Here is a 23,802-nt window from a genome sequence, read left to right on the forward strand (position 1 = left end):
TTTTGTACGGATGGGGAAGGGGGATGCACTTATCTGTTCAATAAGTGCACTTGTTTTAAAATAAGACAGGTGGAGACTTAACGCAAAGTCACACTAGCTGAAACAGGTATCTGCCCAGTGGGTTAGCCCTGCCGTAACCGAGCCGAAGTAGCTGCCACTGACGATAGGGACGTTAGGCAATTGAGTCTCTATTGCGCTGCGCAACATCGGTGAACGCGCGCTTCCTCCGGTCAGATAAATCGCGTCAGGTTTTTTACCACCCAGTTTCAATGCCTCTGCCACCAGGTCGATCATTTTCTCTCGCGGGGCCGTGACCGCTTCTGTCATTTGGCTCTGAGTTACCTCAACGTCCAGCATCTCTGAAATCAGGTTCAATTGTGCCTGATGAACGGTATTGTCAGAGAGCGCAATTTTAGCCTGCTCTGCCTGACGAATAATACTGTAGCCCAGGGTTTCCTGATAAACCTGTAAAAGTCGGTCGAGTTTTTCAGGCTCCAGTGCTTCCTTTCTTAGCTGACGAAGCACTTTGTGGTTCTCTCGACCATAGAAATCTTTCTGAGCTTCCACATTGTTAATGGCAACCGGATTCCAGAACTGGTTCAAGGGAATATCGATTCCCGCTTTGGTTTTGCTGCCTCTGCCAAACGCAGGCATAAGCTGTTTAAATGCCAGATAAATATCGAAGTCGTTGCCTCCAACACGTTGTCCACTGTGAGCCAGCAAGCTATCGCTGCGATCGGTTTTACGTGCCCAGTCTGGCCCCATTTCGATGAGTGAGCAGTCGGTCGTACCACCACCAATATCCACGACAAGCACGGTCTTGTTTTCGTTTAATGTGCTTTCGTAGTCCAGCCCCGCTGCGACAGGCTCAAACTGAAATTCGATGTTTTTAAACCCGGCTCGGGTTGCCGCTCTTCTTAAAATGCCTTCTGCCTGTCGGTTAGATTCTTCTCCACCGCGCCCATGAAAGTTAATTGGCCGACCAATCACGGCATCCGTAATGATCTTATCAAGGTGCGACTCTGCATTGTTTTTGATGTTAACCATCATGGCACACACCAGATCTTCGAAAAACCGAATCTGCATTTCGTGCAATCCGCTGGCACCAAGGAACGATTTGGGCGACTTCACGTAATACACTTCACGTGGATCTTCCAGGTAGAGATCCAGCGCCGCTTGCCCGAAAAGCATATCTTCTGGCTGTAATTCGATGCCTTCTTCGCGGTTAAAAGCAATGGCTCGCCTTAATGCCTTTTCCCCAGCTTCATCACTCGGAGATATACCATGATGACGGAACAGGGCTTCCGATACTGCCTCACGAGTCGGGGCACAGAGTGTGGAAGGAATAAAGTAGCTGTCTTTTTCTAACGGGATGAGCGAGGGCGTTTTCCCCTCTTTCGACTCACCTTGCACCATAGATGCGACTGAGCAATTTGCTGTTCCATAATCAAAACCGATGAACATGTAACCTCCCGTATTTGAGTGAAAAAAGGTCGGCGATCCTACAGCAAAATGAATGCCATAGAAACTGGTATATGCATCAAAATGACAAAATGTGAGTAAGCGCCGTCTCTTGGTGTGCTAAATAGTGCGTTTCAAAAAATACAGGTTGTCATACTTTAATGTATGGAAAATGTGATCTTCTTGTAAAACAAGATGTTAAAAAAACTTTCAGCCTGAATGAGAATTATTTAAAAGTGAGGAAAAGATCAATAAAAGGGAACATTCCCATTGACGCAGATTTTCGAAATTTATAGTTTCCCCTCCGTATTGTTAGTTTTATCAAAAACGTATTTAACCAAAGAGTTAAGGCTTTACTAATCAATACTTTCGCGAAGTTACGCGTTTTTCTGCGTCATGCTGAATGAATTCTTATCGAGTTTACTTTTTACAAACGCAGAGCGTTTCTTTATTCGCTCGTATTTGAGGTTGAAATGACCTCAGAAATACAGGCAGACCATAAAAATAATGAAGGAAAAACAATGAAAATCTCTAAAGTTTCATTGGCAGTTGCACTTACATTGTCTTCTGCGTCATCGATTGCCCAAACATCGTCCCCGTCTTTCACGGAATCCCTCGAAGGTCGCGTTATGTCCTATACGGAATTCGCAGACAATAAACTAAACCAAAAAATGCTCATGACATTTGCGGAGCAGTCGGCGGATGGCTCGATTGCGTTTGATATCGACCATACCTGTGGGCACGTGTCTGGAGTCCTTAATCTCAGCGATCCGCAAAGTACCTTTGGCGGTGACATGAACGTGACCGTTAAAGATTTCGGTTACACTCAACGTTGTTCAACCGCAGAATTTGATGATCTAAGAGCGTTAGTAACAGCAGACAACATCAACTCGTTCAGACTGATGACCACTGAAATGCACCTTTCTTCCAGTTCTACGGGAAAAACACTGGCATTTCGTGATGCGACAGAATCCATAGAAGTGCAAAATGTTCGTCAGTCGGTGTTCGATTCTTACTGGGTGCCAGAAAATCCAGGACCTGAGTTTGTGGTTGAAAATGCCAATTCCGTTGAGCCAATTTTGGAGCAGCTTCAGCACACACCAAAAGACTGGTCATATTATGTGGCTCACAAATATGCTCTTCGTATATTTGAAACCGACAATACTGACTCTGGTCTGGCGATGGAGACCAGTGCAGGTCGTCCTTTTCACATCACCAACGGAACGTTGGAGAAGGGGAACAAAGGTACTCAGTTCAATTTTGATTACGCTCGTCAGTCAGGCTACGACTTTACTCAGGGTTCCGTAAACTTTGGCAACTTACATTGGTCTCACCGTATCCATCTGAGATGGTCTGACGAACTGAGAACCAAAAATCGTTTCCAATACGATGGCAATACTCTGACCTTGTCTTCAGATTCTTCGGAAGACAACATCAAGTTCAAACGTTTGGTAAAAGAAGCCAGAGTGGCAGACCTGAGAAATACAGAGTGGGTGGCAAAGGTTGCTGACCAGCAAGTGAATGTGACTTTTGGTAGCCACTCGCTGACAGAGGTGGTCGCGAGCATCACTGGCAATGGCTCAAAGACCATTGTGACCTTGGGTTCGAACGACTCTGGTTCGTTGAATCAGGCTGAAGTAGCGGGGGCTGATCGCGCAAATGTCGTCACAACAGAACTTCGCAATGTTCTGCCAGAGACAAAATCGGTCATCATTGATTACTCTAACCCTAGCGTTCGCAAGCTTCACATTGTGACTGCAAGTCAGGTCATCACTCTTACTGAGAAAAAGAACATCCCAATTGTATTTGGTTAAATAAATCTTCAAATACAATCTGTTAGAGTACGTGCATTTAAGCCCGGTTGTTGTGCAACTGGGCTTTTCTTTTTGAGATCACTTTCAGATATCCTCCCCCCGAGCGAGCAAGGGCAAACTTAACTTGTAAAATCAGTTGCGCTAAGTTCGCAAGAATTGAAAATTCTTATTTCAGCATTATTCGTAAACTGTCGGTCAGGCTAAATCAAAAGGAAAACGATAACTCATGTCAGAAACGAAATTCGCAGAAGACGAATCCACGAAAAGATTGGCAAACACGCCCGTCTTTACACTCTTTATGCAGACAGCAGTTCCGATTTGTATCGGTATGCTGGTGATTGGTTTATATGGAGTGGTTGATGGAATCTTCATTGCCCGCTGGGTAGGTGCCGATGCGATTGGTGCCGTCTCTATGGTCTTCCCGGCTCAAATGCTGATCTCTTCGATTGGTGCCATGGTGGCATCCGGTACTGCGGCGATTCTTACCCGGCTGATCGGCGAGAAGAAACTGCCAGAAGCCGGTCAGATTGCCGGAAACTCAGTCCTTTTGGTTTCAGTGTTCAGTATTCTGTTCTTTGTGGTCGGAATGTGGCAGCTGGATTCAGTTCTGGAATTCTTAGCGGTGCCTCCGGTTTTCTATCCACTGGCTTATGATTACGCTCAGCCTATCATCGTAGGGGGCGCAATTGCAGTTTTGCTTCCGGTGATCGGGGACGTATTCCGGGCAGAAGGCAAAGCCAAGATCATGATGCTGTTGATGCTCACCTCATCCGTTCTCAACATAATTCTGGATTACATCTTCATTGTTCTTCTGGGTTGGGGAGTTTCTGGCGCGGCATGGGCAACCATCATTGCTCAGCTCGTGTCACTGACCATCGCCGTAAGCTTATACCTCAGAGGCGGCACATTGGTGCGGTTCTCGTTCGGGTTACATCTCAAGTTCTGGGGTTCGATTCTGGCACTTGGGATCCCGGTACTGATCGCGCAGATGGGAATGGCAATTCAGACTGGATTGGTGAACTACCAGTTTACCTTCATGGCGACAGAAGAATGGATCAGTGCCTACGGTATTCTTGGTCGACTTTCTATCTTCATCATCCTGCCAATGATCGCCATGCTGATCTCCTTCCAGACCATATGTGGATTTAATTTAGGTGCAAGTGCATTCGAGCGGGTTCAGGAAAGCATCAAAGTTTCACTTACCGCGATGGTGGTGTATTCAAGCCTGGTGACAGTGGCTTTGCTCGTCATACCCGAATGGTTACTTGGAATATTCACAACAGAAAGTGTGCTTATTGATTACGGTAAGGTTATTATTTTTGCCACCATATGGGGATTGCCACTGGCTGGGATTAACATGCTGGCAACTGGGTTTTATCAGGCAAAAGGCAACGCAAAACTGGCGATGCTGTACAGCTTGCTACGCGTGGTATTGATCATGTCGCCGCTGTTGCTGATCCTTCCTCATTACTTTGGTATGAACGGTATTTTCATGGCAATTGTGGCAGCTGATGTTTTCTCTGCGGTCATCACTTTCCTATTCTGCTTTAAGGAATACCGCAATTTGTCTTCACCGGAGTTGAGTTACGTTGACGTTAAGTAAGGAATCGGTGTCAGCAGAAAGCTGGCAAGTGTACAAGGAAAGGCTTGAACCCGTTTTGTCGCACATTCACGCTCATGTTGAAAAGCCGCTCACACTAGAGGAAGCGGCGGAGCTGAGTCATTTTTCAAAGTTCCACTTTCAACGGATATTCAGTGCCATCATCGGTGAAAGCCTGACCCAGTACAGCAATCGGTTACGGTTAGAAAAAGCAGCCAACAGGCTGCTTTTTGCTCGCTCGGAGTCGATTACCGAGGTCGCCTTAAGCCACGGCTTTTCCAGTAGCGCAAACTTTTCCCGTGCGTTTAAAGAACGTTTTGGTATTACGCCTTATGGTGTGCGAAGTGGAAAGTCGAGCAAAGCAAAAGATATAGAAATTGAGTTAAAGCAACCCATTGATACGTCGGTTTTGCAGCATCTTCATTCGTTGCGCCGTGAAGCGGATGTCTGCGAGCCAAGCGAAGCCATAACGCCAGAACGAATCTTCGAAACCGAAGAAAAAGAGCTTTGTTTGCTCAGGTCGAAACGCGGTTATCTGCTACCCAGCATCTTTAAATGCTGGAAAAATCTGATTGAATGGGGAATCAAAAACGAAATTGGTCCGATGGAGCAGGTTCGCTTGGCCATGTGTCGAGATAATCTGCTTTTTACTCCCAGAGAAAAGTGCCGCTACGACGCTGCTCTTTTCATCACGCCGGAGCAGAAAAGCAAAATCAAAGAACCTTTTGAACTCGGAAAACTGGAAGCGGGTAGGTATGCGGCGTTTCGTTATCAGGGTAAGCCAGATGATGCCGCTAAGTTTCAGCTAAGCCTGTATGCAAAGTGGTTGCCTTACAGTGGTTACGAGCCAGATACCGCCCCTCTGATTGAACGCTATGACAAACCGATCCCCACGCGATTTGATGATAACGGTAAGCCGGAGTGGATAGATATGGAAGTGTGGATCAAGATGAAGCCGCTCAGAACGATGAACGAACTGAGCGGTTAAATTTGTTAGTTGAATTCGCCATCGGCACCGAATTCAATATCCGTTAATTCGGTAAAAATGTATTCACCATCCACTTCTTCACCCTTCTCTTTGGAGATGAGTACATTATCGACAAAGGTGAATGCATACATGTATTCACCCTTGTCATAAATGTATGAAATTTTTCCGTTTTCTTGGTCAATCAAAGTCGTTGCGTGACCGTATTCTTTGATCAGTGCTTCTGAGCTGGTTTCACCTACAACAGCATGACGGTATCTATAGCGATCTCCCAAGTTTGAACAACCGGAGATTACCAAAATCGCTATCAATGTGATCAGTAGTTTATTCATGTGTTTTATCCCAAATAGTCATGCGGAGATGCTAACACTCGAATCATGGAATTTACGTAAGCCAGTGTAAGTACTGGCAACCTCAATGTATTTATTTAGGTGGTTGCAGAGAAAAATAAAACCGCTCAGAACGATAAACGAACTGAGCGGTTGATTGTATTGAAACCTCGCTAAGGGGAGGCGGCGAAATACCTGTCCACTGACCGTTCTGCCTCTGCGATGGGAGTTGCGCTCTTACTGGCTGGGGGCGCAAACTCCGTTGTTGCCAGATCGTAGGTATACAGATCAATCGACTGATCCCTTTCATCTGAGTTGCGAATTTGCCCCTCTTCAGACGGGTACAGCACCGTCCCTAATACATCTCCCAGGTGGCTCAACAGCACATCAAACGTGCCTTGTTGCGGTGGCGATGCTCGTTGAGGTGTCGGGTGACCATCCGTCAGCCTTAACCCAAGTACGTTCGGGTTCAGCGGACGAAGGTTAGGATACTGGGGCGATACCTGTGGCGAAAGGAAATCAAACGCGTGCAACGGGAAGTTGTTCAGCACGCCACCATCCATCCACAAACCGTGGTAGTCATCGGCTCTGCGGTTGTATTGCCCCGTAGGCACATTGGCTTCCACATGGACAGGCTTGAACAGGATAGGCAGGTTCATCGAAATGCCCACTGCTTCAGCCACAGGGAAATGTGGGGTATGCCGTTTAGAAAATACCGCCGGTTTGTGCTTAGTCAGGTTCGAACCAGTGATCACCAGGTCCACCCCCGTCAGATTAAAGAACTCCGTGAAATTCAGTTCTGAACCATTCACTGCCATGATGGGAATGGGCTGACCGGGTGCGAGACGACTTCTGACTAGGCGATCCCACAACCTGCCATAGACGGCATTTTGCAGAAAGTTTCTGGCATTGGTGCCGGGGAACATACCTCGATCAAACAGAATGTTGAACAGGTACTGCTCTGGGTGAGCGATCAGCCGTTGAACAATCGGGTCTGATGTGGAACCGAATGCCCCATTGCGCGCCAGAGAACCCATTGCGCTGGCAAGGGTAGAAATACCCCGAATGCTTCGGGTTTGCTGGCGAATGTGATCAATCGGTCGCACCCCATTGGGGGCGCTGGTATGCAAAGCGGGGCGGTTGTTACTGTCTACCGAGCGCGACAGACCTGTACTGGGTCCGTCAAAGAACCCGGTAAAGGTACTGGAATTACTCAACACTTGCTGTAGTTGCGTTGAGTTGTATCCCATCGCCAGAAACATCGCTGTAATCGCACCTGCGGAAGCACCACTGATGCCCCGGATCTGGTTTTGACCCGGTGTATCGATGTTAATGGGCAATACCCCAAGCCGCTCTAAAGCGCGTATTGCCCCAAGGTAGGTAACCCCTTTGCCCCCGCCGCCTTCGAGCGCGAGATAGTGGACATCGGTCGGGTTAGAGATTCGAGCCATGGCTTACGCTCCGTCCAGATCTTCAACCCATTCTCCGTCCTCATTCTGTTTCCATTTCGGTAACTTGTCGTCGGCTCTGAGGTGCACCAAGGTGGTCGGAATGCGCACATCCCAAGGGTCACCTTGCGGTTCTTCTTCCCCCGGTCTGTCCAGACGTTCGGCAATTTCATCGGCAATCGGCAGATACAGATCGCTTGATATGGCGGGAAGCGGTCCGCCATCCCAAAGCTCACCAAAGGAAATAAAGTGGTCAACGGCACCTTCAAATCCCAGTCGGATTGGAACTGATACACGGCAATACCCGGCTTTAAGGAACTGATTGAACAGCGGATCGGTATCCTCATAGGCAATGCGTTCATCCCATAGGGGTTTTCTGCCCCAGAAGTAAGGGTAAGTCACCCATGTTACGTGCTCCCACTCAAAGGCTTGCTCGAAGAAACGTACATAAGGTCCTTCTGCTTCATTTTCAAACAGGTCAATTTGTGGGAAGCCTTCAGCTCCGGTATCGATGGCATTGAACAGATCAAAGTGCTGCTCCGTCAGGATGCTGATGCAGTGTTTTTTAAGCTCATCCTTCATGATTTCCAGATTCAGTGCCGGGTTTTTGCCCTCTATCGCCACGCCTGCCTGCAACTCGGCGGCAGCCAGTTTCTCTTCGTACTCAGACAAACGAGCTTTGTAGGCATTAGTGAGTTTTGCGTGTGTGTCTAGCTTCCACTTCATCAAAGCGCGATCGGTTCGCTGGCATTTCACTTCTACGATGGCTGCCAAGTAGCTGACTTTCCATGTTTGCAGTGCGAAAGGAATACTTTCTCTTTCATTGCTCAGGCTGGTGCTCCAAACCCAGTCGCCGTCTTCGAAACGGTGAGAGCGATTCCCTATCACCACATCGACCACAAAGTTATCTTCCCAGATGGTCGCCACTTGCCCGACAACCCCATGAATGGCTTTATAGCCCTCGTCGATCTGAATAACACCAGAGTGGTTGTAATGGGTGTCATCGTCGCCACCTCCAGCTTTGAAATCCAACGATTTGGTGATGTAAATTTCCGGCGGAGGCGACACATCGGTTGCCCCGTATTCCTGCACCCAGGTGTGGTAGTTATGCTCGGTAATCTGGCTGGGTTTGAGGGGAAACTCCATCGGCTTTTCGATCTGCAATGCACTGGCGTGAGCATCCGATAGAGTCTCAATCAGAAATGCTCCCGGTTCAGGCACCATAAAGTCGTACATGGTGCGGATGCCATAGTTGTACATCTGCGCCTGATAGACTTTGTTCACCCACTGGTAAACGCCAGAGATATGTCCGTCACCACCAGTGTTGTCGATGCCATGCGCCGAACGTTCTGTCACTTCGTTGGTGACCCGGAGGGAAGAACGTTCCAGCACTCTTTCCGTGATCTTATTGGCGCTTCTCTGAGTCACATCCTGAGAAAAATTCGCCGCGGTTTTGGTTGCTTCCTGCTTGCTGCGCGAGATAGACCCTTCTGCACTTGCAGAAAATTCTACCACTGGACCGTATTTACCGGACACACTCAACCCCGCTTTCAAAGACGAATCCTGTTGAATCGTTTCGCTGGTTTCACGGCTCATTTCAAAGCGGCTGGTGGATTCCAGAGAGCGTTCTTCTGTGGTGGTGATTTCCGTTTCCTGAAACAGCAGTTCTTCCGTTTCACGGCGGCGTATGTGCTCACGTTCTTTCTTTTCACCTTTCAGAACATTTTCAATGTGGGCGACATCGGTGCCTTCGTAGCCTTTAAGTTGTTGCTTCACCACAAGAAGATCCGCAATACCAGCGGGTGCAATGCTGCCGTGTGAACGCGGAACGCGGTTATCAATCAGCAATGGTGCAAGAGACGGGCTGAGTGTACCAATCGCGATATTATTCCAGGCAGTTGAAATGGGGGTTTTGGTCATCACCAATGCTCTGCCCATTCGCTTGAACGACTTCTTCATGGGTTTGCCCAGCAAACCATCCAGTTCATGAGCGAGAGACTCAACTTCCTCTTCCAGAACCTGAATGATTTCATCAATCGGACGTCGGGTGATATCCAGCTTTCTGGCAGTCAGAATTTTTCGCGTGCTGTCCGTCAGATCCGCTCCGGCTTCCTTGGTAGCGAGAAATCCAATTCGGGTTAAATCGACTGGGTTGAAAGCCTGAATCCCAGCTTTGAAGTGACGTGCCTGTTCAAGCAGGGAAGAGAGTGATTTGCTTTCGCTGCCGACATCAATCGTAAACTGACCAATTTTGGCTTCTTTCAGATTGGCATCAATGATTTTAGAACGCCCGACGATGCCCTTAGTAAACTCATTAATGACGCTGCTTTGCCGTTCAAATGTGGCGGAAGGGCGCAGTTCAGAAGGCACCAGAAAGCCTTTTTTGTTGTCTTGCGGTGTCTGTACCAGCGCATTGCCTTCCAGAGCGGTCAGCTCTTTAATCGCACTATTCAGCCTGCCGTGCAGACTCAGCCGACCCTCTGCCTGTTTGCGTCTGCGCTCCAACGCTTCCTGACGCAGTTTTTCTCTTTCTCGCTGTGCTTCCACCGTTGAAAGGGAAGATTTCAACTGGGACTCGGTTGGCATTTTCAGCGAGCGTTTACGGTAACGCCGCAATGCTGTGCCTGTTCCCGGAAAATTATTGTCGTCATTGGTTTTTGCTATCAATTCCAGATCGCGAAGGATCTGAGACATTTCCTCAATAGGCTTGGAATGCTGAGGCGGCAAATATTTGATGGCTAGAACGCTGTCTTTGAGCTGTTCTACCGCTTTGGTGTACTGAGGCTGTCCGACCACCTGATTTGGAGCGGAGCCGAAAGCAGCATTAATGGCGGCAGACACTTCGGCGTTGGTAACGGCTTTGTTGGGTTCGAGTGAATCCAGCGAGGCAGAAAGGGCGCGCCAGGGGCGATAAATATCGTGTGTTTTGGGAGTCTGAACGAAATTCGGGCTCTGGACGAACTTCTGTGCGGCGGCTTTCAGAGCAGGGCGGGGGGAATTCTGACCTTCTGCCTGACCGAGTTCTGCCTGAAAGGCAGTGGCTTGGGAAAGTTCAATGCTGGGAGCGTCTTCACTTTGTGATACTGCAGGACGTTTGAGCACCAATCTGAATAAAGTTTCCATTGATTTCTCCTGAAATAGAAATGCAAATCGCTTTAAACAGAAAGTTTTTTCAAAAAACGTTCAGGCTTAAGCAACTTGCATTGGGTCTCCGTACTCGTTTCGATGAGGAAGAGCAGTGCAAGACGACTCATACAAGTTGCTCGGGATTTATAATGCGGTAGGTCAGTTATAAATTGCTAATGTATTTATCACTAACATGTGAGCTTGGTTCAGGGAAGGCGGCGCAATTAGAGGGTTTTTATTTTGGTGTCTGAATCCTGATACAGCCGCCGTCTGGCGAGATGGTTTCCAAACGACGGATGATAATTTCACGGTTGAAAACGCGATTTATACGACTTCAATGTAGCCCATTAACCCGGTTTTCATGTGCTCGATAACATGGCAGTGATACATCCAGCGACCAAGGTTATCCGCAACAAATGCAGCGCGTGCTTTGCCGTTTTTGCCAAGCAATACGGTATCGGTATGGAAGGGTTCTTCGATTTTTTTGCCGTCCAGTTCTAATACCGTAAATGTATGACCATGCAGATGAATCGGGTGATGGTACTGGGTAACGTTTCTCAGGTTGAAGATGTAAGTTTTGCCATATTCCAGTGTTGCCAGCGGCGCGGGAATGTTGTTTTTGCTCATTCCTTCCCATGCCCGTTTGTTCATCAGCCAGAATTTGGTGTCCACCTTGCCATTCTTCTTGGTGGGTGAGATAGCGCCTTCCCATTCGAATACAAAATCGATTTCCGTTGCGTTAGCTAAATCCAGCTCAGGAACGGGGTTGAGTGGCAGCTTAGGAAACGGCTTTTTCACGACAATGTCTGATGTAACCGATTCGAACTCACAAAGTGGGAATGGGAATTTTCCCTTCAGATATCGGACATAAAAACGTTCGCCATTTTTAGGCGCGTGTACCGCAAGATCGACCCGCATCCCCGGGCTGATTTTATGTGCTTTCAGCTTATAAGGGGTTTTGATTGGGTTGCCATCAATCGCAACTACCCAGGCTTCCGCACCCTCAACCACAATGGGATAAGTAAGCGTGTTATCCACATTGGCGATTCTCAGGCGTGTCGTGGCGTTCTCTTTTAGCTGATAAACAGGCTGATGCTTGCCGTTTACGGTTCCCCATTCCCCCGGAGTCCCCATGCGGGCGCTGTAGCGCGGAATCATGAGTTTCTTCCAGTTGCCCTGTTTATCGATGTGCCAGTGTTTCAGTATCAGCGTATGTTCTTCATCAAATTCAACGGGCTGTTCCTCTTCCACTATGATGGCTCCCACTAGCCCCTTACCGAGCTGAACCACGCTGTTCACGTGTGGGTGATACCAGAATGTGCCGGCGTCCGGTGGCGTAAAGGTGTAAGTAAAAGTTTCCCTGGGCATGATTGGCGGCTGGCTTAAGAAAGGCACGCCATCCATCTCAATAGGGATACGCAGCCCATGCCAGTGAATGGTGGTTGGTTCTTTCAGTTTATTGGTGAAAATTATGGTGACGGGTTCATTCTGGCGACATCTCAGAGTCGGGGCGGGGATCTTGCCATCGAACCCCATCACATCGGTCTGAAATCCTTCTACCAGTTCAGCGGTGGTTTCTTCTGCAGTCAGCTCGTACACCCAGCCTGTCTTTTTGCTGTGGCTGGCTTTAGTCACGGTACAGGCAGGTAAAGCAAAAATAGCGGGCAATGCTAGCCCCGCCTGCAACAGCTTGCGTCTTTGTATGTCCATGATTGATTCCTGATTTAGGCTTCTTGGCAGAAACGATAACACAATTGGTTTTCTTCCAATGGTGCCTTGGTTAAACTATTGGGAGTTTTAATGAATTGGATTGATCATGGCTAAATTAACCCTTCAAGAGCAAATGCTAAAAGCCGGCTTGGTGAACGAGAAGAAGCTCAAGAAAGCAAAAAAAGGTTCGAAAAAATCTCGTGTACAGGCGCGTGAAGCCAAAGCGGCAGCAGAAGCGAACAAAGCGGCGCAACAAGCACGCGATAAAGAGCTGAACCAGCAGCAGAAAGAGCAGCAGCTCAATAAAGAAATCCGAGCTCAGGTGAAGCAGCTTATCGAAATGAACAAGCTGGATCTGAAAGATGGCGACATCAAATACAACTTTACCGATGGCAAGCTGATCAAATCCCTTTATGTGGAATCGCTGATTCGTGATCAACTGTTAAAAGGCATCCTTTCTGTCGCAAAATACGAAGACGGTTATGTGGTCATCCCATCTGCGGTAGCGAAGAAAATCGCCATGCGAGATGAGGAGTCGATCATCGAAAACAAATCGGCAGAAGAAGAAATTCCAGCGGAAGACGATCCGTACAAAGATTTTGTCGTGCCAGACGATTTGATGTGGTAATCACCAATCTGAATTATCCAGACTAACTCAGTCACTTCAAAAGCAGCGGAAACGCTGCTTTTCTATTACTGCTGTCTTGGTGTTGTCAGGCGATGGTGCACATTCTTGATCGCTTGAATGGTCGGTTGAGCGGGTTGTTCAACCACGGTCTGATGGTCTTCTTCCGGAATCTGGTTTTTCACCAGATAAAATCCGTAAGCCACCACTGTGGCGTATATGGAAATCAAAGCGAGCAAAAACTGATTGGATTTGGTCATGGCAGCCTCCAGATGAACGGAATCTACAACGATTAAAATTTACGCCAAACTCTACCGGTTGCATAATCAGATATGAGGGATAAAACCCAACATTAAACGCATTAAAAATAAGGTTATTTTCTGTGGTTTAATGTTGGGATTTACCAATCATTATGATGTTTTTTGAGTTTTAATGCCCTGCTAAATTGACTCTCAAGATTTGAGTGCCACTTTTCAGGTCAGTAAGGATGCTTACCTATTGAACCAAGTAGGAGCATGTATGAAAAAACACATTCTGACTGCCATCGCCGCCTCTGCCTTTACCCTTCCTGTTATTGCCGAAGAAACAGAGACGATCGATCCGTCGGATCTGACCCGCGTGTATACCCAGGCTGCGGTATTTGTTACATCGGATGCCGATGTGCGTCTGTCTTCAATGATTACAGGGGCATGGACAGAAAACATTCAGTTTGGTGGTTTTCTTGAAGCCAATTTTGGCGACAGCCAGGCGAAAGCAGGAAAGGATACGTTAGGGGCGGATTATCTGGGATCCCGTGCTCAGTATTTTCAGGTATCAGGCATAGACAATACTCTGTTTCCCCGAGTTGGATTTATGGCAGACATCATCCATCAGAGAAATGAAGGGCTGTCGGATACCACTTTATATTCCATAGGGGCGATTGGTTCCATCAATCCTGATTACACAGGAGGAATCATGGTGTTTCCAAACGTGAATTACACCACAGGCAAAGTATTTGGTGAGTCTGCCAAAGGTTACATGCTGAATGTATTTGCAACCATACCGATGGGGGATACCGGAGCCTTTATTCAGGCCTGGCCGGAATACTTCACTGTGAGTGGAGATATTGTTGAGATGGAATCCACCGCTTACAACCTGATGTTTAATGCGCCCCTGAAAACCGACAGAACCCAGTGGCTGATGACCAAGCTGCAATACGCGTCGGCAAACATAGTCACCCCGACAGGTATCCATCTTGATGGCGACTACGAATTGAAAGCTGAGGTGGGAGTGAAGTGGTTCTTTTAGATTTCTGCCCCATTTAGCAGGTTCGCCCAGCGCTTGTATCTCCCGCTGGGCTTTTTTGTATCCGTTCTCAGGTGAAATGCTTTTTGGCGTAAAGGGATAGGACTTCTTTGATGTGCAGAACTTCTTTCTCCTTTTCCAGAGCAACAGGAAAGTAAAAAGCTATGCCAGATTTAGGTGGCGAAAGAACCTCGTCTATTGCAATTTCAGCCAGCACTTTTCTGTCCAGATAGGGTTTTGCCTGAGCTTTGCTCAAAATCGCCCAACCGCCCAACTTCAGAAGTTCTATGAGTACATCATTATTGCTGACAAACCGAAGATCCGGAGACACGCCAAACAAATCGGGGATGGCGTCATACAGGTTTTCGGTGATGTATTGCTTCTCCAATTTAAGTTCTTCTATCGAGGCGATATTGCTGTTGGCAAGGGGATGCTTAGGGTTGCAGCAGGCAATAAAGCTTTCCGAACCCAGATTCAGAAATCGATAGGGGACTTTTATGTCACTGGTCAGTCGATATTGCATCAGTGCTAACTGATGAGTTCCGGTAGACACCGTTTCAAGAATTTCGTCTCGATTGCGATGCAGCCAGTTCAGCTTAATGTGAGGAAAGTGCTGAGAAAACGTAGATTCGACTTGCGCGATAAGTGTCGTTGGCACTAAGGCATCATGGTAGATATCGAAGTGGGTAAACGCTTGCTGGTAGCTGTTCATCATGTGTGAATTCAACGCTTCACTGCTACGAACCACCAGCTTTGCCTGTTTGTAGAAAGCCTCTGCCTGAGGCGTCATCACCGCTTTTTTACCTTCAATGTTGAACAGAGTAATGGCATAGCTGTCTTCAATGGCTTTGATCTGTTCCCGCACCGTGGTTCTGTCTTTTCCCAGACGACGCGCAGCCTGACTGTAGCTGCCTTCTTCGGCGGTGGCGCAGAAAGCAGTGAGATGATCATAGGAAAACATAGTGGCTCCATAATGTAGGAATATACCCATCATAATGCATTATTTTGAACGAATTTATACTGTTAATCTTTTGGTAAATCCTCCCGATAGCCAAAGTCGGGATTCAGCTCTCAATATGTGTGGATGAGAGTAAATTTTTCAGGTCGGAAACCTCTAGATAACAGGTGCAAATATGAAAAAAGCAATCCGATACTCAGCAGTGGCATTAAGCATGATGGCGGTGATTGGCTGCACTCAAAGCAATAAACTGGAACAACCCCAGGTAAACACCGACGTTGACCACAATAGCCCAATCACACTGTATGTCGCCAAAGATCTGATCACTCTGGCAGAGAATACCCCAGTAGACAGCAATACCGTGGCGGTACAAAACGGAAAAATTCTGGCTGTTGGTGACAAACACGACCTGAAAACAAAATATGCACAGCACCCGGATGTCAGGCTGAATACTCAGTTCGCCGATAAGGTGATGACACCGGGTTTTGTTGAACCTCATATCCACTTATGGCTCAGCGGTATATTGCTAGGCACAGAGTTCATCACCCCCGCCGACTGGCAACTGCCCTGGGGCGATGTAAAAGGTGTTCAGGGTGCCGATGCTTACAAACAAAAACTGATCGACATTGAAGCGAAAACACCTAAAGGGGAAACCCTGATTACGTGGGGTTACCACCAGTATTTTCACGGTCAGGAGATGAGTAAAACTCTACTGAACAGCATTTCAGAAGACCGACCGATCATTGTCTGGCATCGCAGCTTTCATGAGCTCTACTTCAACGATGCTGCTCTTCAAATGCTGGGCTGGACTGAAGCAGACTGGACAGGAGAAGGCGCGGCTTATGACCAGCTGAACTGGGAGAAAGGGCATGCTTATGAAAATGGCGGAAAAATTATCCTGAGTGATTTGCTCAGCTACTTAATCAAAGATGGTTTCTTTGCCACTGGCATGGAGCGAACCCGTGATTACGTGCATTCTGGTGGCATTACAACCGCTGTTGATCCCGGTGTGATTGTAACGCCAGAAATGTACCAACAGATGGTCGATATTCTTCTTAATGATGATTTCCCGATGGATTACTGGCTCATGCCAGCGGGTAACTTCACCTATTCAATGGGTGGTTACAACGCAGAAAAAGGCAAAGCCATAGCCGAAGGGCAAACCCAAACATTTGAAGAGACCGAACAAATTCGCTGGTTGCCAAACTACATCAAACTGTTTTCAGACGGCGCTATGTACAGCCAGCTAATGCAACTCAAAGACGGCTATACCGACGGTCATGAAGGTGAGTGGTTACAAACGCCAGAAGAATTGGAAGACAGCATGCGTCCTTACTGGCAGGACGACTACACCGTGGTGATTCACGCCAACGGAGATCTGGGGTTTGAGAGTGCATTAAAGGTCGTAGAGAGCCTTAACAAAGAGCACCCAAGAACCGATCACCGAACCAGCTTCCATCACTTGGGGATCACCGACAAAAACGATATACCAAGAGCGGTTGAGTCTGGCGTGAACTTCAGTGTGAACCCGTTCTATACCCATGTGCTTGCCGAACAATACAGTGAATTCGGTGTCGGCAAAGAGAGAGCTGAAGAAATGTCTCGCGGTCGTTCATTCATCGACGCTGGTGGTGTCTTGTCGCTGCACTCCGATGCGCCTATGGCTCCGGCACAGCCTCTGTATTTGGTGTGGGCAGCAGTGAACCGCATTGGGTTGTCTGGTCAAAGTGTTATGGGACCGCAAGAGAGAATTTCAGTAGACGAAGCCATGCGCGCCATCACCATTGACGCGGCATACACTGCAAGGCTAGAAGACAGAATTGGAACGATAGAGCCGGGAAAATACGCCGACTTTACCATTCTGGATAGCAACCCTTACACAGTGAACCCGAAAACCATCAATCAGATTGAAGTCGAAGCAACTGTCTACCGAGGGGTTGTGGCGGAAATAGTAAACAGCAACTCAGGGATGGCGCTAAGTGCCACCAATCAGCGAGTAATGAGAACCCTCGCCATGCTGCCCAGTCAGGCACACCATGAGGAATTCTGCGCGACCAGCTTACTGTTCCAGCAAGCCATAGCGGAAGCAAGCCAATAGGTAGTTCACTCTAACTAAAACCTTTAACCCACCAAGGCAGCCAAACGGCTGCCTTGTTTATATCGTCCATTTCACTTCGGGCTTTTGAACATTGAATACTCTTAAATATCCATATCTTTACACACGCTCGAAATCAGCTTAAGAATATTGCTTTCCTGTACCGAAGCTTCCGATGACAGGTTGTAAAACAAAATGCAATCTTGTTTGAGTAGTGATGGTACTTCAACCAGATCGACGGCACGAAACTCACGATGCCTGTTAAGACGCTTCATATCGTCCACTGGCAATACCGTCCAACCTCCCAGCTTTAGTTTTTCCATCAGAAGCGATCGTGAAGCCACGATTTCGATTTCACTGCTCAATTTGGTATGGCGAAGGGCGTTATTTACATCGTTTTCGGCGACGAGCTGACGTTTAGTCGCTATTTCAGATAAAGAAATAGGAACATCAGGAATGGATGAATCCGCAGCGGTGTAGACCCCAAGGCGATAAGTCCCTAAGTTAATGTTGCCTATCCCTGTATTCGGGTGCAGGTTGCCCAGTCCTGGCATAATCGCAAATAACACATCACCGTTTTCTACTTCATTCAGGCAATGGTATCTGTCTCGCTGTAGCCAGTTTAGGGTTACATCGGGATACTGAGCCTTTATCTCCGCTTCAATATAAAGCAGCAAAGTGATTGGGATGGAGCTGTCATGATAGGCCGTAATATTACTCAGTTCCCCTTTGTAAGCCGAGAGAACAATGTTTTCGAATTCCAGCGACTGACGAGCAAGTAACCGAGAACGAGGGTACAGCCGATGAGCGATGTCGGTCGGGAGCGCTTGTTTACCTTCAATCGTAAACAGCGTCATTGCCATCATATCTTCAAGTGCGTTAATACGTTCGCGAACTGTCGAACGCGCTTTCCCCAGCTTCTTACTCGCTGCGCTGAAACTCCCGAGTTCGTAAACTGCGGTGAAACATGAGATTTGTTCAATTGAAATCATAAAGACTATTTGTACTGTTTAAGCGTACATTTTGGATTTATATGTATGAAAATAGCACGTTATTCTTTGCTTGTACGATTTAAAGTGTCAGCGGAGATTCGATATGAAAAGATCACTTATTACCCTAATGGTTGCGAGCTCAGTTTCCTCTATTTCTGTCGCAGAGAACGTGAATCCTATGTCCACAGTACCAGCTCAACCCAATGAGCAAGTGACATTAAGTAACTTTTCGGAAGCACCATACAATCATTGGGCGTTCCAGAATATGGGGATCCATCCGTCTTTGATGGTGCCGCGCGACGGTAACATTGCCGAGATCCCTCAAGCCTTAAACCCAGACATCGTAAACCACAAGTTCACCTACGGTGATGAGGAGATGACCTTCCGCCAGGCGATGATTAATGATCATACAGATGGCTACATCATCATTCAGAATGGCAAGGTTTTACATGAGGAATACTTTGAGGGTTTCACTGCCAAAGACCACCATTTATGGGCATCGTCAACAAAATCACTTGTGGGTCAGGCGGTAGGGATACTTGTCGAGCAAGGCAAGATCGATGTAAATGCGAAAGTTGGGCAGTACGTAGAAGAGCTCAAAGGAACGCATTTTGGTGAACAAACCATACGTACTGTTCTCAATATGACATCGGCGCTTAATTACAGCGAAGACTACGTAGCAATGACTCCAGGTGAAGTACATACCGAGTACTTTCGTCGAATTGGGTTCTTCCCCGCTTACGATTTAATGGCACTAGACCCAACGAAAGCAGAAGAACCTCGTGATGTGCTGGGATACCTGCCCCTGTTTGAACAGGCGGATGGGCTAAAGGTAAACACAAAATTTGAATATCACAGCCCGAATGTGGATGTTTTAGGCTGGGTGATTGCCAGAGTGACAGGCGAGCCTTTACATAAGTTTTTTGCCGAGCATTTTTGGAGCAAACTTGGTGTCGAGCACGATGCTTTCTTTATGGCAGATTTGAGTTACAACGCTGTTGCAACAGGCGGCTTCAACACCACACTTCGTGACTTTGCACGCGTTGGTCTTGCGATGGTGAACAACGGAAAATACAACGGAGAGCAAGTCTTCTCTGAGAAGTGGGTTAAAGACAGCTTTAACATCACCGAAGATGAGAACAAGCACATGATGGCCAGCGTTTACAAAGACAAAGGAGCGGCGGTTTATGACACCCACCTTGAAGGGTACAAAAACTTCCTTTGGGTGCATGACTCAGAAAAGCATATTGCAACGTTCCGAGGGGTTTATGGTCAGTTTCTATATATCAATCAGGACAAGAACTTAGTGATTGCTACCTTCTCGTCAGCAGACAGTGCATCTAATGCCGCACGTGAAACGTCAAAAGCGCGTCTTGAGGCTTTTGAGTCACTGGCAGAATCACTGTAGTTAGAATCTGAAACCGTGAAGAATGATAAACAATAAATAACCAAGGCAGCCAAACGGCTGCCTTGTCTCTTTGAGTTAGGAGCAATCAACTAGATAGTGGGTGAACTGAGGTTGTCTGAGTTTGATTCGACAGGTTTGGCTCTTTTTCTAAGCCAGCGTTGGGCTGGTCGTTCAATCAGACGATAACTCAGCGTTGAGACCAAAATCGTCACGCCAGAAAAGGCAATAAGCCCGACTACACAACTGGTTACACTGGTTTGCTGATACCACCATGCCAAAGGTTCTGGCGCAACGTAATGAATCACTTCTACACCCGCCAGTATTAAAACCGCGTGCCAAAGGTAAACTGAGTAAGAAATATCCCCTAAAAACTGAGTGACCCGATTGTCGAGTATTCTCGTCAGTATTTGTTTCGGGTTGCGCTGCACCGCCGAGACACCAACCAATGCCGCAAACAGAATGTAAGTGCTCATTAAGCTCAATGGACTTGGTTTAACATGCATTGAAACCGCGATTCCAGCAATGATGCCCCATATCCATATACCGCCCTGAAGTTTGGAAAACAGAGCCTGAGCACCGCAGTGACATAGCCAGGCACCGAGAACAAACCCGCTTAAGCCTCGGCAAAGCGCAAATTCGCCTTTGGTGTAATCCAGAGTGTTGCCCTGAACAATCAGGCTATAAATCAGAAGCAAAGCAATAACTGGCACTGCCCAACTGCGACCACGAGTTTTCAAAAAGCAGGACGCAATTAAAGGAAAGAACCAGTAAATAATCCATTCTACACTGAGCGACCATGACGAAATGTTCCAACTGAGCGCCGGAGAGTTATCGATACTCTGGAGCATCAACAGGTTAGCGAAAATGGAACTGGCGTGGTTGAAAGGACCTTCAAACGCTTGCTGACCAATCATGCCCCACGATTCTGCCAGTGGTCCTGCATAGAAGGTAATGCCGTGCACCGCTTTGTAGCTTTCCCACCCGATTAGTGCCAGCAGTGTCACCAGAAACAGCGGATATACCCGGCTAAATCTCAGGTGCATAAAGCGCCACCAGTTGTAAAACGTCACGCCCTCTTTTTTAAACGCATCGCGGTAAACGTGAACCATCACATATCCGCTAAGAATAAAGAACAGGTCCACCCAGATATAGCTGTTCTCAAGAAAGTACGTGTAACTCGCAATAGGGTCTTTCCACTGGGGGAATAAAATCAATCGAGCATGGAAGAAAACCACAAACAGCGCGGCAAACCCTCTCAATGGGGTCAGTAAAGGTAATTGGCGAGGAGGAGCGGCAGTCATATCGACACCTGCATTTAAAATTGGAGTGCCGTAAGTGTGCGGAATTTATGGCAAAAACTAAACTGATGTTTGATTAAGAATTGTTAATGGAGTGGGATCTTTATTGAACTACGGTCAATAGAACACTTTTCATTTCTTTGGATACAGAGTGTGAGAACTACGCATAAATTCAATTGTACTGAGAAATAATGGATATATTGATTTAAACGAGCGTTGATTCGAGAGTGGCACTTAATCGCTTGACTGGATTGTTAACGAATATGCCATTTATGTTATTAACTTTCACTTTTTGTTATTTGTGACTAATGTCACAAGGCTATCTCTTAATTTCATTGGTTGATTTGTGATTTAAATCACTTAATGTTTTTAATTCAAACCATGAATTAAATTAAGGGTGATCTTTGTCACTATAAAAATTTAATTTTAGTTTTTGATAATGTGATACTTGTCAAGTGTATTTATATTGACAATTGTGTTTATAAGTATTTGTAGTTTAGTTACATGCTCGTTTGGTGATTTATATCACTAAACTAGGATATTTGAATGAAGTTAGTGTGATCTCGTTCACTAAAGTCCCGTTGTCAGTTCTGAAGGAAATATGTGTGGTAAGTTGATTGGGTACAAAACAAACAATCAAACAAACGGTTTTGGCGAACTGTTTACCACTACAATATTCATCAGAACATCGAACGGGGACTGATAATGATATCACCTGATACCAAGATCAAGATACAAAATTTTGGTCGTTTTCTGTCAAACATGGTAATGCCCAACATTGGCGCGTTCATCGCGTGGGGGTTTATTACAGCATTATTCATCCCAACCGGGTGGCTACCAAATGAAACGTTAGCTTCCATGGTTGGTCCTATGATCACCTACTTACTGCCATTACTCATTGGTTATACCGGTGGTAAATTAGTTGGTGGTGAGCGCGGTGCAATCGTTGGTGCAATCACCACAATGGGTGTGATTGTCGGCACCGATATCCCAATGTTTATGGGAGCAATGATGGTCGGTCCTATGGGGGGCTGGGCTATTAAAAAATTCGACAACTACATCGATGGGAAAGTGAAAAGTGGTTTCGAAATGTTGGTTAACAACTTTTCGGCCGGCATCATTGGTATGTTGTGTGCGATTCTCGCCTTCTTTTTCATTGGTCCATTTGTAAAAGTCCTTTCTGGCGGGCTGGCAGCGGGGGTTAATTTCCTTGTTACAGCACATTTGCTGCCTCTAACCTCAATATTTGTTGAGCCAGCTAAAATCCTATTCCTTAACAATGCAATAAACCATGGAATCTTCTCTCCACTTGGTATTCAGCAAGCGTCAGAAGCGGGTCAATCTATTTTCTTCCTTATTGAAGCAAACCCAGGCCCAGGTTTGGGGATTCTTCTGGCTTACATGATGTTCGGTAAAGGAACTGCCCGTCAAACGGCAGGTGGTGCGTCAATAATCCATTTCTTTGGCGGTATTCACGAAATCTACTTCCCATACATTCTAATGAATCCACGTTTGATTCTAGCTGCAATCGCAGGCGGAATGACGGGCGTGTTCGTGTTAACCATGTTTGATGCGGGTCTTGTTTCTCCAGCATCTCCAGGTTCGATATTTGCGATCCTTCTTATGGTTCAAAAAGGCTCGGTTGTCGGAGTTCTGGCTTCAATCATGTCTGCAACTCTCGTGTCATTTGGTGTTGCCGTTTTACTAATGAAAACCCAAACATCATCTGAAGAAGATGGGGACGGAGCGGCGCTAGAAAAAGCAACATCTCGAATTAAAGATATGAAATCTGCATCTAAAAATGGTGGTGTAGTTCAAGGTCAAAAAAACAGTGAAGTAGATCTGGCGACGGTTCAAAGCATCATCGTTGCTTGTGATGCTGGCATGGGTTCAAGTGCGATGGGTGCGAGCATGTTACGCAAAAAGGTTCAAGATGCTGGTCTGAACATTCACGTAACCAACCTTGCTATTAACAGCTTGCCAGAGAGTGCCGATATTGTGATCACTCATTCGGACTTAACTGACCGCGCACGTAAGCATGCTCCAGACGCACAACATATTTCATTGACTAACTTTTTAGACAGTGAAATGTATAACCAGTTAGTCACTAAGCTACTCGCTTCGCAAAATCAATCAGCAGCCAACGATGATCAGATGGTCAAAGTGTCCGTAATGGCAGCGAATGATGACAATTTTGAACCACAACCTCCATCAGTATTCCAAATTCAGGCTAAGAATATCTATCTAGGTTTGAAAGCAGATAGCAAAGAAGAAGCGATTCGATTTGCGGGCAACAAACTGGTTGAACTGGGTTACGCAGAACCAGAATACGTAGACGCAATGTTTGAACGCGAATCGTTGGTACCAACCTACCTAGGTGAATCCATTGCTGTCCCTCACGGCACCGTGGAGGCAAAAGATCGTGTGAAGAAAACGGGCATCGTAATCTGCCAATACCCATCCGGTATCCAATTCACTGAAGACGACGATGATGTAGCGAAACTAGTGATCGGTATTGCGGCTAAGAACGATGAACACATACAGGTGATTACCACCATTACCAATGCGCTTGATGAGCCGGAGGCAATTGAGAAGCTAACCAGTACTAACGATGTAGAAGAGATTCTGAACATCCTTGGTGGGCAACAAGCGGCTTAATTACTCCATTA

The 23,802-nt window shown here is 46.8% G+C and carries 17 protein-coding genes; 8 read left to right on the forward strand and 9 right to left on the reverse strand.

All coding sequences use genetic code 11. The annotated features are described in order from the left end of the window. Positions 1-93: 93 nt before the first annotated feature. The gene (gene yegD / locus INR79_RS20300; protein ID WP_223099449.1) at positions 94-1,464 is read right to left on the reverse strand and encodes a molecular chaperone; all 1,371 of its coding nucleotides are present in this window, start codon (positions 1,462-1,464) and stop codon (positions 94-96) included. 518 nt (positions 1,465-1,982) lie between these two features. Between yegD and INR79_RS20305 the strand changes: the two genes are divergently transcribed. The 3 genes from INR79_RS20305 to INR79_RS20315 all read left to right on the forward strand — a co-directional run bounded on the left by INR79_RS20305 (position 1,983) and on the right by INR79_RS20315 (position 5,863). After that, on the forward strand, positions 1,983-3,275 hold the full coding sequence (locus INR79_RS20305) for a hypothetical protein (protein ID WP_223099451.1): 1,293 nt from the start codon (positions 1,983-1,985) through the stop codon (positions 3,273-3,275). Positions 3,276-3,501: 226 nt separating this feature from the next. Next, positions 3,502-4,878, forward strand: a complete 1,377-nt coding sequence (locus INR79_RS20310; RefSeq protein WP_022560746.1) for an MATE family efflux transporter — start codon at positions 3,502-3,504, stop codon at positions 4,876-4,878. Continuing rightward, positions 4,865-5,863: a GyrI-like domain-containing protein gene (locus INR79_RS20315; protein ID WP_223099453.1), complete on the forward strand. Its 999-nt coding sequence runs from the start codon at positions 4,865-4,867 to the stop codon at positions 5,861-5,863. The genes INR79_RS20310 and INR79_RS20315 overlap by 14 nt, the downstream gene beginning before the upstream one ends. Positions 5,864-5,868: 5 nt before the next feature. On the opposite strand, the gene INR79_RS20320 is transcribed toward INR79_RS20315, so the two are convergent. From INR79_RS20320 to INR79_RS20335, 4 genes are all read right to left on the reverse strand, one after another. Then, positions 5,869-6,192 (reverse strand): hypothetical protein, encoded by a 324-nt coding sequence (locus tag INR79_RS20320; RefSeq protein WP_022603374.1) that lies wholly within the window; start codon positions 6,190-6,192, stop codon positions 5,869-5,871. Positions 6,193-6,362: 170 nt separating this feature from the next. Beyond that, positions 6,363-7,640 (reverse strand): patatin-like phospholipase family protein, encoded by a 1,278-nt coding sequence (locus INR79_RS20325; RefSeq protein WP_223099455.1) that lies wholly within the window; start codon positions 7,638-7,640, stop codon positions 6,363-6,365. 3 nt (positions 7,641-7,643) lie between these two features. Next, positions 7,644-10,760, reverse strand: a complete 3,117-nt coding sequence (locus tag INR79_RS20330; protein ID WP_223099457.1) for a hypothetical protein — start codon at positions 10,758-10,760, stop codon at positions 7,644-7,646. 327 nt (positions 10,761-11,087) lie between these two features. After that, positions 11,088-12,473, reverse strand: a complete 1,386-nt coding sequence (locus tag INR79_RS20335) for a multicopper oxidase family protein (protein WP_223099459.1) — start codon at positions 12,471-12,473, stop codon at positions 11,088-11,090. A 106-nt stretch (positions 12,474-12,579) separates the two neighbouring features. On the opposite strand from INR79_RS20335, the gene INR79_RS20340 reads away from it, so the two are divergent. Further along, positions 12,580-13,101, forward strand: a complete 522-nt coding sequence (locus tag INR79_RS20340) for a DUF2058 domain-containing protein (protein ID WP_004406707.1) — start codon at positions 12,580-12,582, stop codon at positions 13,099-13,101. A 65-nt stretch (positions 13,102-13,166) separates the two neighbouring features. Here INR79_RS20340 and INR79_RS20345 read toward each other — a convergent pair whose 3' ends face one another. Further along, positions 13,167-13,358 (reverse strand): hypothetical protein, encoded by a 192-nt coding sequence (locus tag INR79_RS20345; RefSeq protein WP_223099461.1) that lies wholly within the window; start codon positions 13,356-13,358, stop codon positions 13,167-13,169. 259 nt (positions 13,359-13,617) lie between these two features. On the opposite strand from INR79_RS20345, the gene INR79_RS20350 reads away from it, so the two are divergent. Then, positions 13,618-14,385: a hypothetical protein gene (locus INR79_RS20350; RefSeq protein ID WP_223099463.1), complete on the forward strand. Its 768-nt coding sequence runs from the start codon at positions 13,618-13,620 to the stop codon at positions 14,383-14,385. A 67-nt stretch (positions 14,386-14,452) separates the two neighbouring features. Here the strand turns inward: INR79_RS20350 and INR79_RS20355 are convergent, their stop codons facing one another. Continuing rightward, entirely contained in the window at positions 14,453-15,343 is an 891-nt protein-coding gene (locus INR79_RS20355; protein ID WP_223099465.1) for a LysR family transcriptional regulator, read from the reverse strand. Between the two features lie 172 nt (positions 15,344-15,515). Between INR79_RS20355 and INR79_RS20360 the strand changes: the two genes are divergently transcribed. Beyond that, the gene (locus tag INR79_RS20360) at positions 15,516-17,438 is read left to right on the forward strand and encodes an amidohydrolase (RefSeq protein ID WP_223099467.1); all 1,923 of its coding nucleotides are present in this window, start codon (positions 15,516-15,518) and stop codon (positions 17,436-17,438) included. 101 nt (positions 17,439-17,539) lie between these two features. Here the strand turns inward: INR79_RS20360 and INR79_RS20365 are convergent, their stop codons facing one another. Then, positions 17,540-18,427 (reverse strand): LysR family transcriptional regulator, encoded by an 888-nt coding sequence (locus tag INR79_RS20365; RefSeq protein WP_223099469.1) that lies wholly within the window; start codon positions 18,425-18,427, stop codon positions 17,540-17,542. Between the two features lie 103 nt (positions 18,428-18,530). Between INR79_RS20365 and INR79_RS20370 the strand changes: the two genes are divergently transcribed. Next, complete coding sequence (locus INR79_RS20370) at positions 18,531-19,835, forward strand: serine hydrolase domain-containing protein (protein WP_223099471.1); 1,305 nt, start codon at positions 18,531-18,533, stop codon at positions 19,833-19,835. 89 nt (positions 19,836-19,924) lie between these two features. On the opposite strand, the gene INR79_RS20375 is transcribed toward INR79_RS20370, so the two are convergent. Continuing rightward, complete coding sequence (locus INR79_RS20375; RefSeq protein ID WP_223099472.1) at positions 19,925-21,136, reverse strand: acyltransferase family protein; 1,212 nt, start codon at positions 21,134-21,136, stop codon at positions 19,925-19,927. A gap of 702 nt (positions 21,137-21,838) precedes the next feature. Between INR79_RS20375 and INR79_RS20380 the strand changes: the two genes are divergently transcribed. After that, positions 21,839-23,791 (forward strand): PTS mannitol transporter subunit IICBA, encoded by a 1,953-nt coding sequence (locus INR79_RS20380; RefSeq protein WP_223099473.1) that lies wholly within the window; start codon positions 21,839-21,841, stop codon positions 23,789-23,791. Positions 23,792-23,802 lie beyond the last annotated feature (11 nt).

Origin of the sequence: Vibrio sp. SCSIO 43132 (assembly GCF_019904195.1) — a bacterium.
Lineage (GTDB): Bacteria > Pseudomonadota > Gammaproteobacteria > Enterobacterales > Vibrionaceae > Vibrio > Vibrio nigripulchritudo.

Excerpts from the sequence above, each read along its gene's own strand:
- INR79_RS20335 (WP_223099459.1), bottom strand. The coding sequence starts at position 12,473 with ATGGACATACAAAGACGCAAGCTGTTGCAGGCGGGGCTAGCATTGCCC.
- INR79_RS20310 (WP_022560746.1), top strand. The coding sequence starts at position 3,502 with ATGTCAGAAACGAAATTCGCAGAAGACGAATCCACGAAAAGATTGGCA.
- INR79_RS20330 (WP_223099457.1), bottom strand. The coding sequence starts at position 10,760 with ATGGAAACTTTATTCAGATTGGTGCTCAAACGTCCTGCAGTATCACAA.
- INR79_RS20345 (WP_223099461.1), bottom strand. The coding sequence starts at position 13,358 with ATGACCAAATCCAATCAGTTTTTGCTCGCTTTGATTTCCATATACGCC.
- INR79_RS20375 (WP_223099472.1), bottom strand. The coding sequence starts at position 21,136 with ATGACTGCCGCTCCTCCTCGCCAATTACCTTTACTGACCCCATTGAGA.
- INR79_RS20380 (WP_223099473.1), top strand. The coding sequence starts at position 21,839 with ATGATATCACCTGATACCAAGATCAAGATACAAAATTTTGGTCGTTTT.
- INR79_RS20320 (WP_022603374.1), bottom strand. The coding sequence starts at position 6,192 with ATGAATAAACTACTGATCACATTGATAGCGATTTTGGTAATCTCCGGT.
- INR79_RS20370 (WP_223099471.1), top strand. The coding sequence starts at position 18,531 with ATGAAAAGATCACTTATTACCCTAATGGTTGCGAGCTCAGTTTCCTCT.
- yegD (WP_223099449.1), bottom strand. The coding sequence starts at position 1,464 with ATGTTCATCGGTTTTGATTATGGAACAGCAAATTGCTCAGTCGCATCT.
- INR79_RS20340 (WP_004406707.1), top strand. The coding sequence starts at position 12,580 with ATGGCTAAATTAACCCTTCAAGAGCAAATGCTAAAAGCCGGCTTGGTG.
- INR79_RS20365 (WP_223099469.1), bottom strand. The coding sequence starts at position 18,427 with ATGATTTCAATTGAACAAATCTCATGTTTCACCGCAGTTTACGAACTC.
- INR79_RS20360 (WP_223099467.1), top strand. The coding sequence starts at position 15,516 with ATGAAAAAAGCAATCCGATACTCAGCAGTGGCATTAAGCATGATGGCG.
- INR79_RS20355 (WP_223099465.1), bottom strand. The coding sequence starts at position 15,343 with ATGTTTTCCTATGATCATCTCACTGCTTTCTGCGCCACCGCCGAAGAA.
- INR79_RS20325 (WP_223099455.1), bottom strand. The coding sequence starts at position 7,640 with ATGGCTCGAATCTCTAACCCGACCGATGTCCACTATCTCGCGCTCGAA.
- INR79_RS20350 (WP_223099463.1), top strand. The coding sequence starts at position 13,618 with ATGAAAAAACACATTCTGACTGCCATCGCCGCCTCTGCCTTTACCCTT.
- INR79_RS20305 (WP_223099451.1), top strand. The coding sequence starts at position 1,983 with ATGAAAATCTCTAAAGTTTCATTGGCAGTTGCACTTACATTGTCTTCT.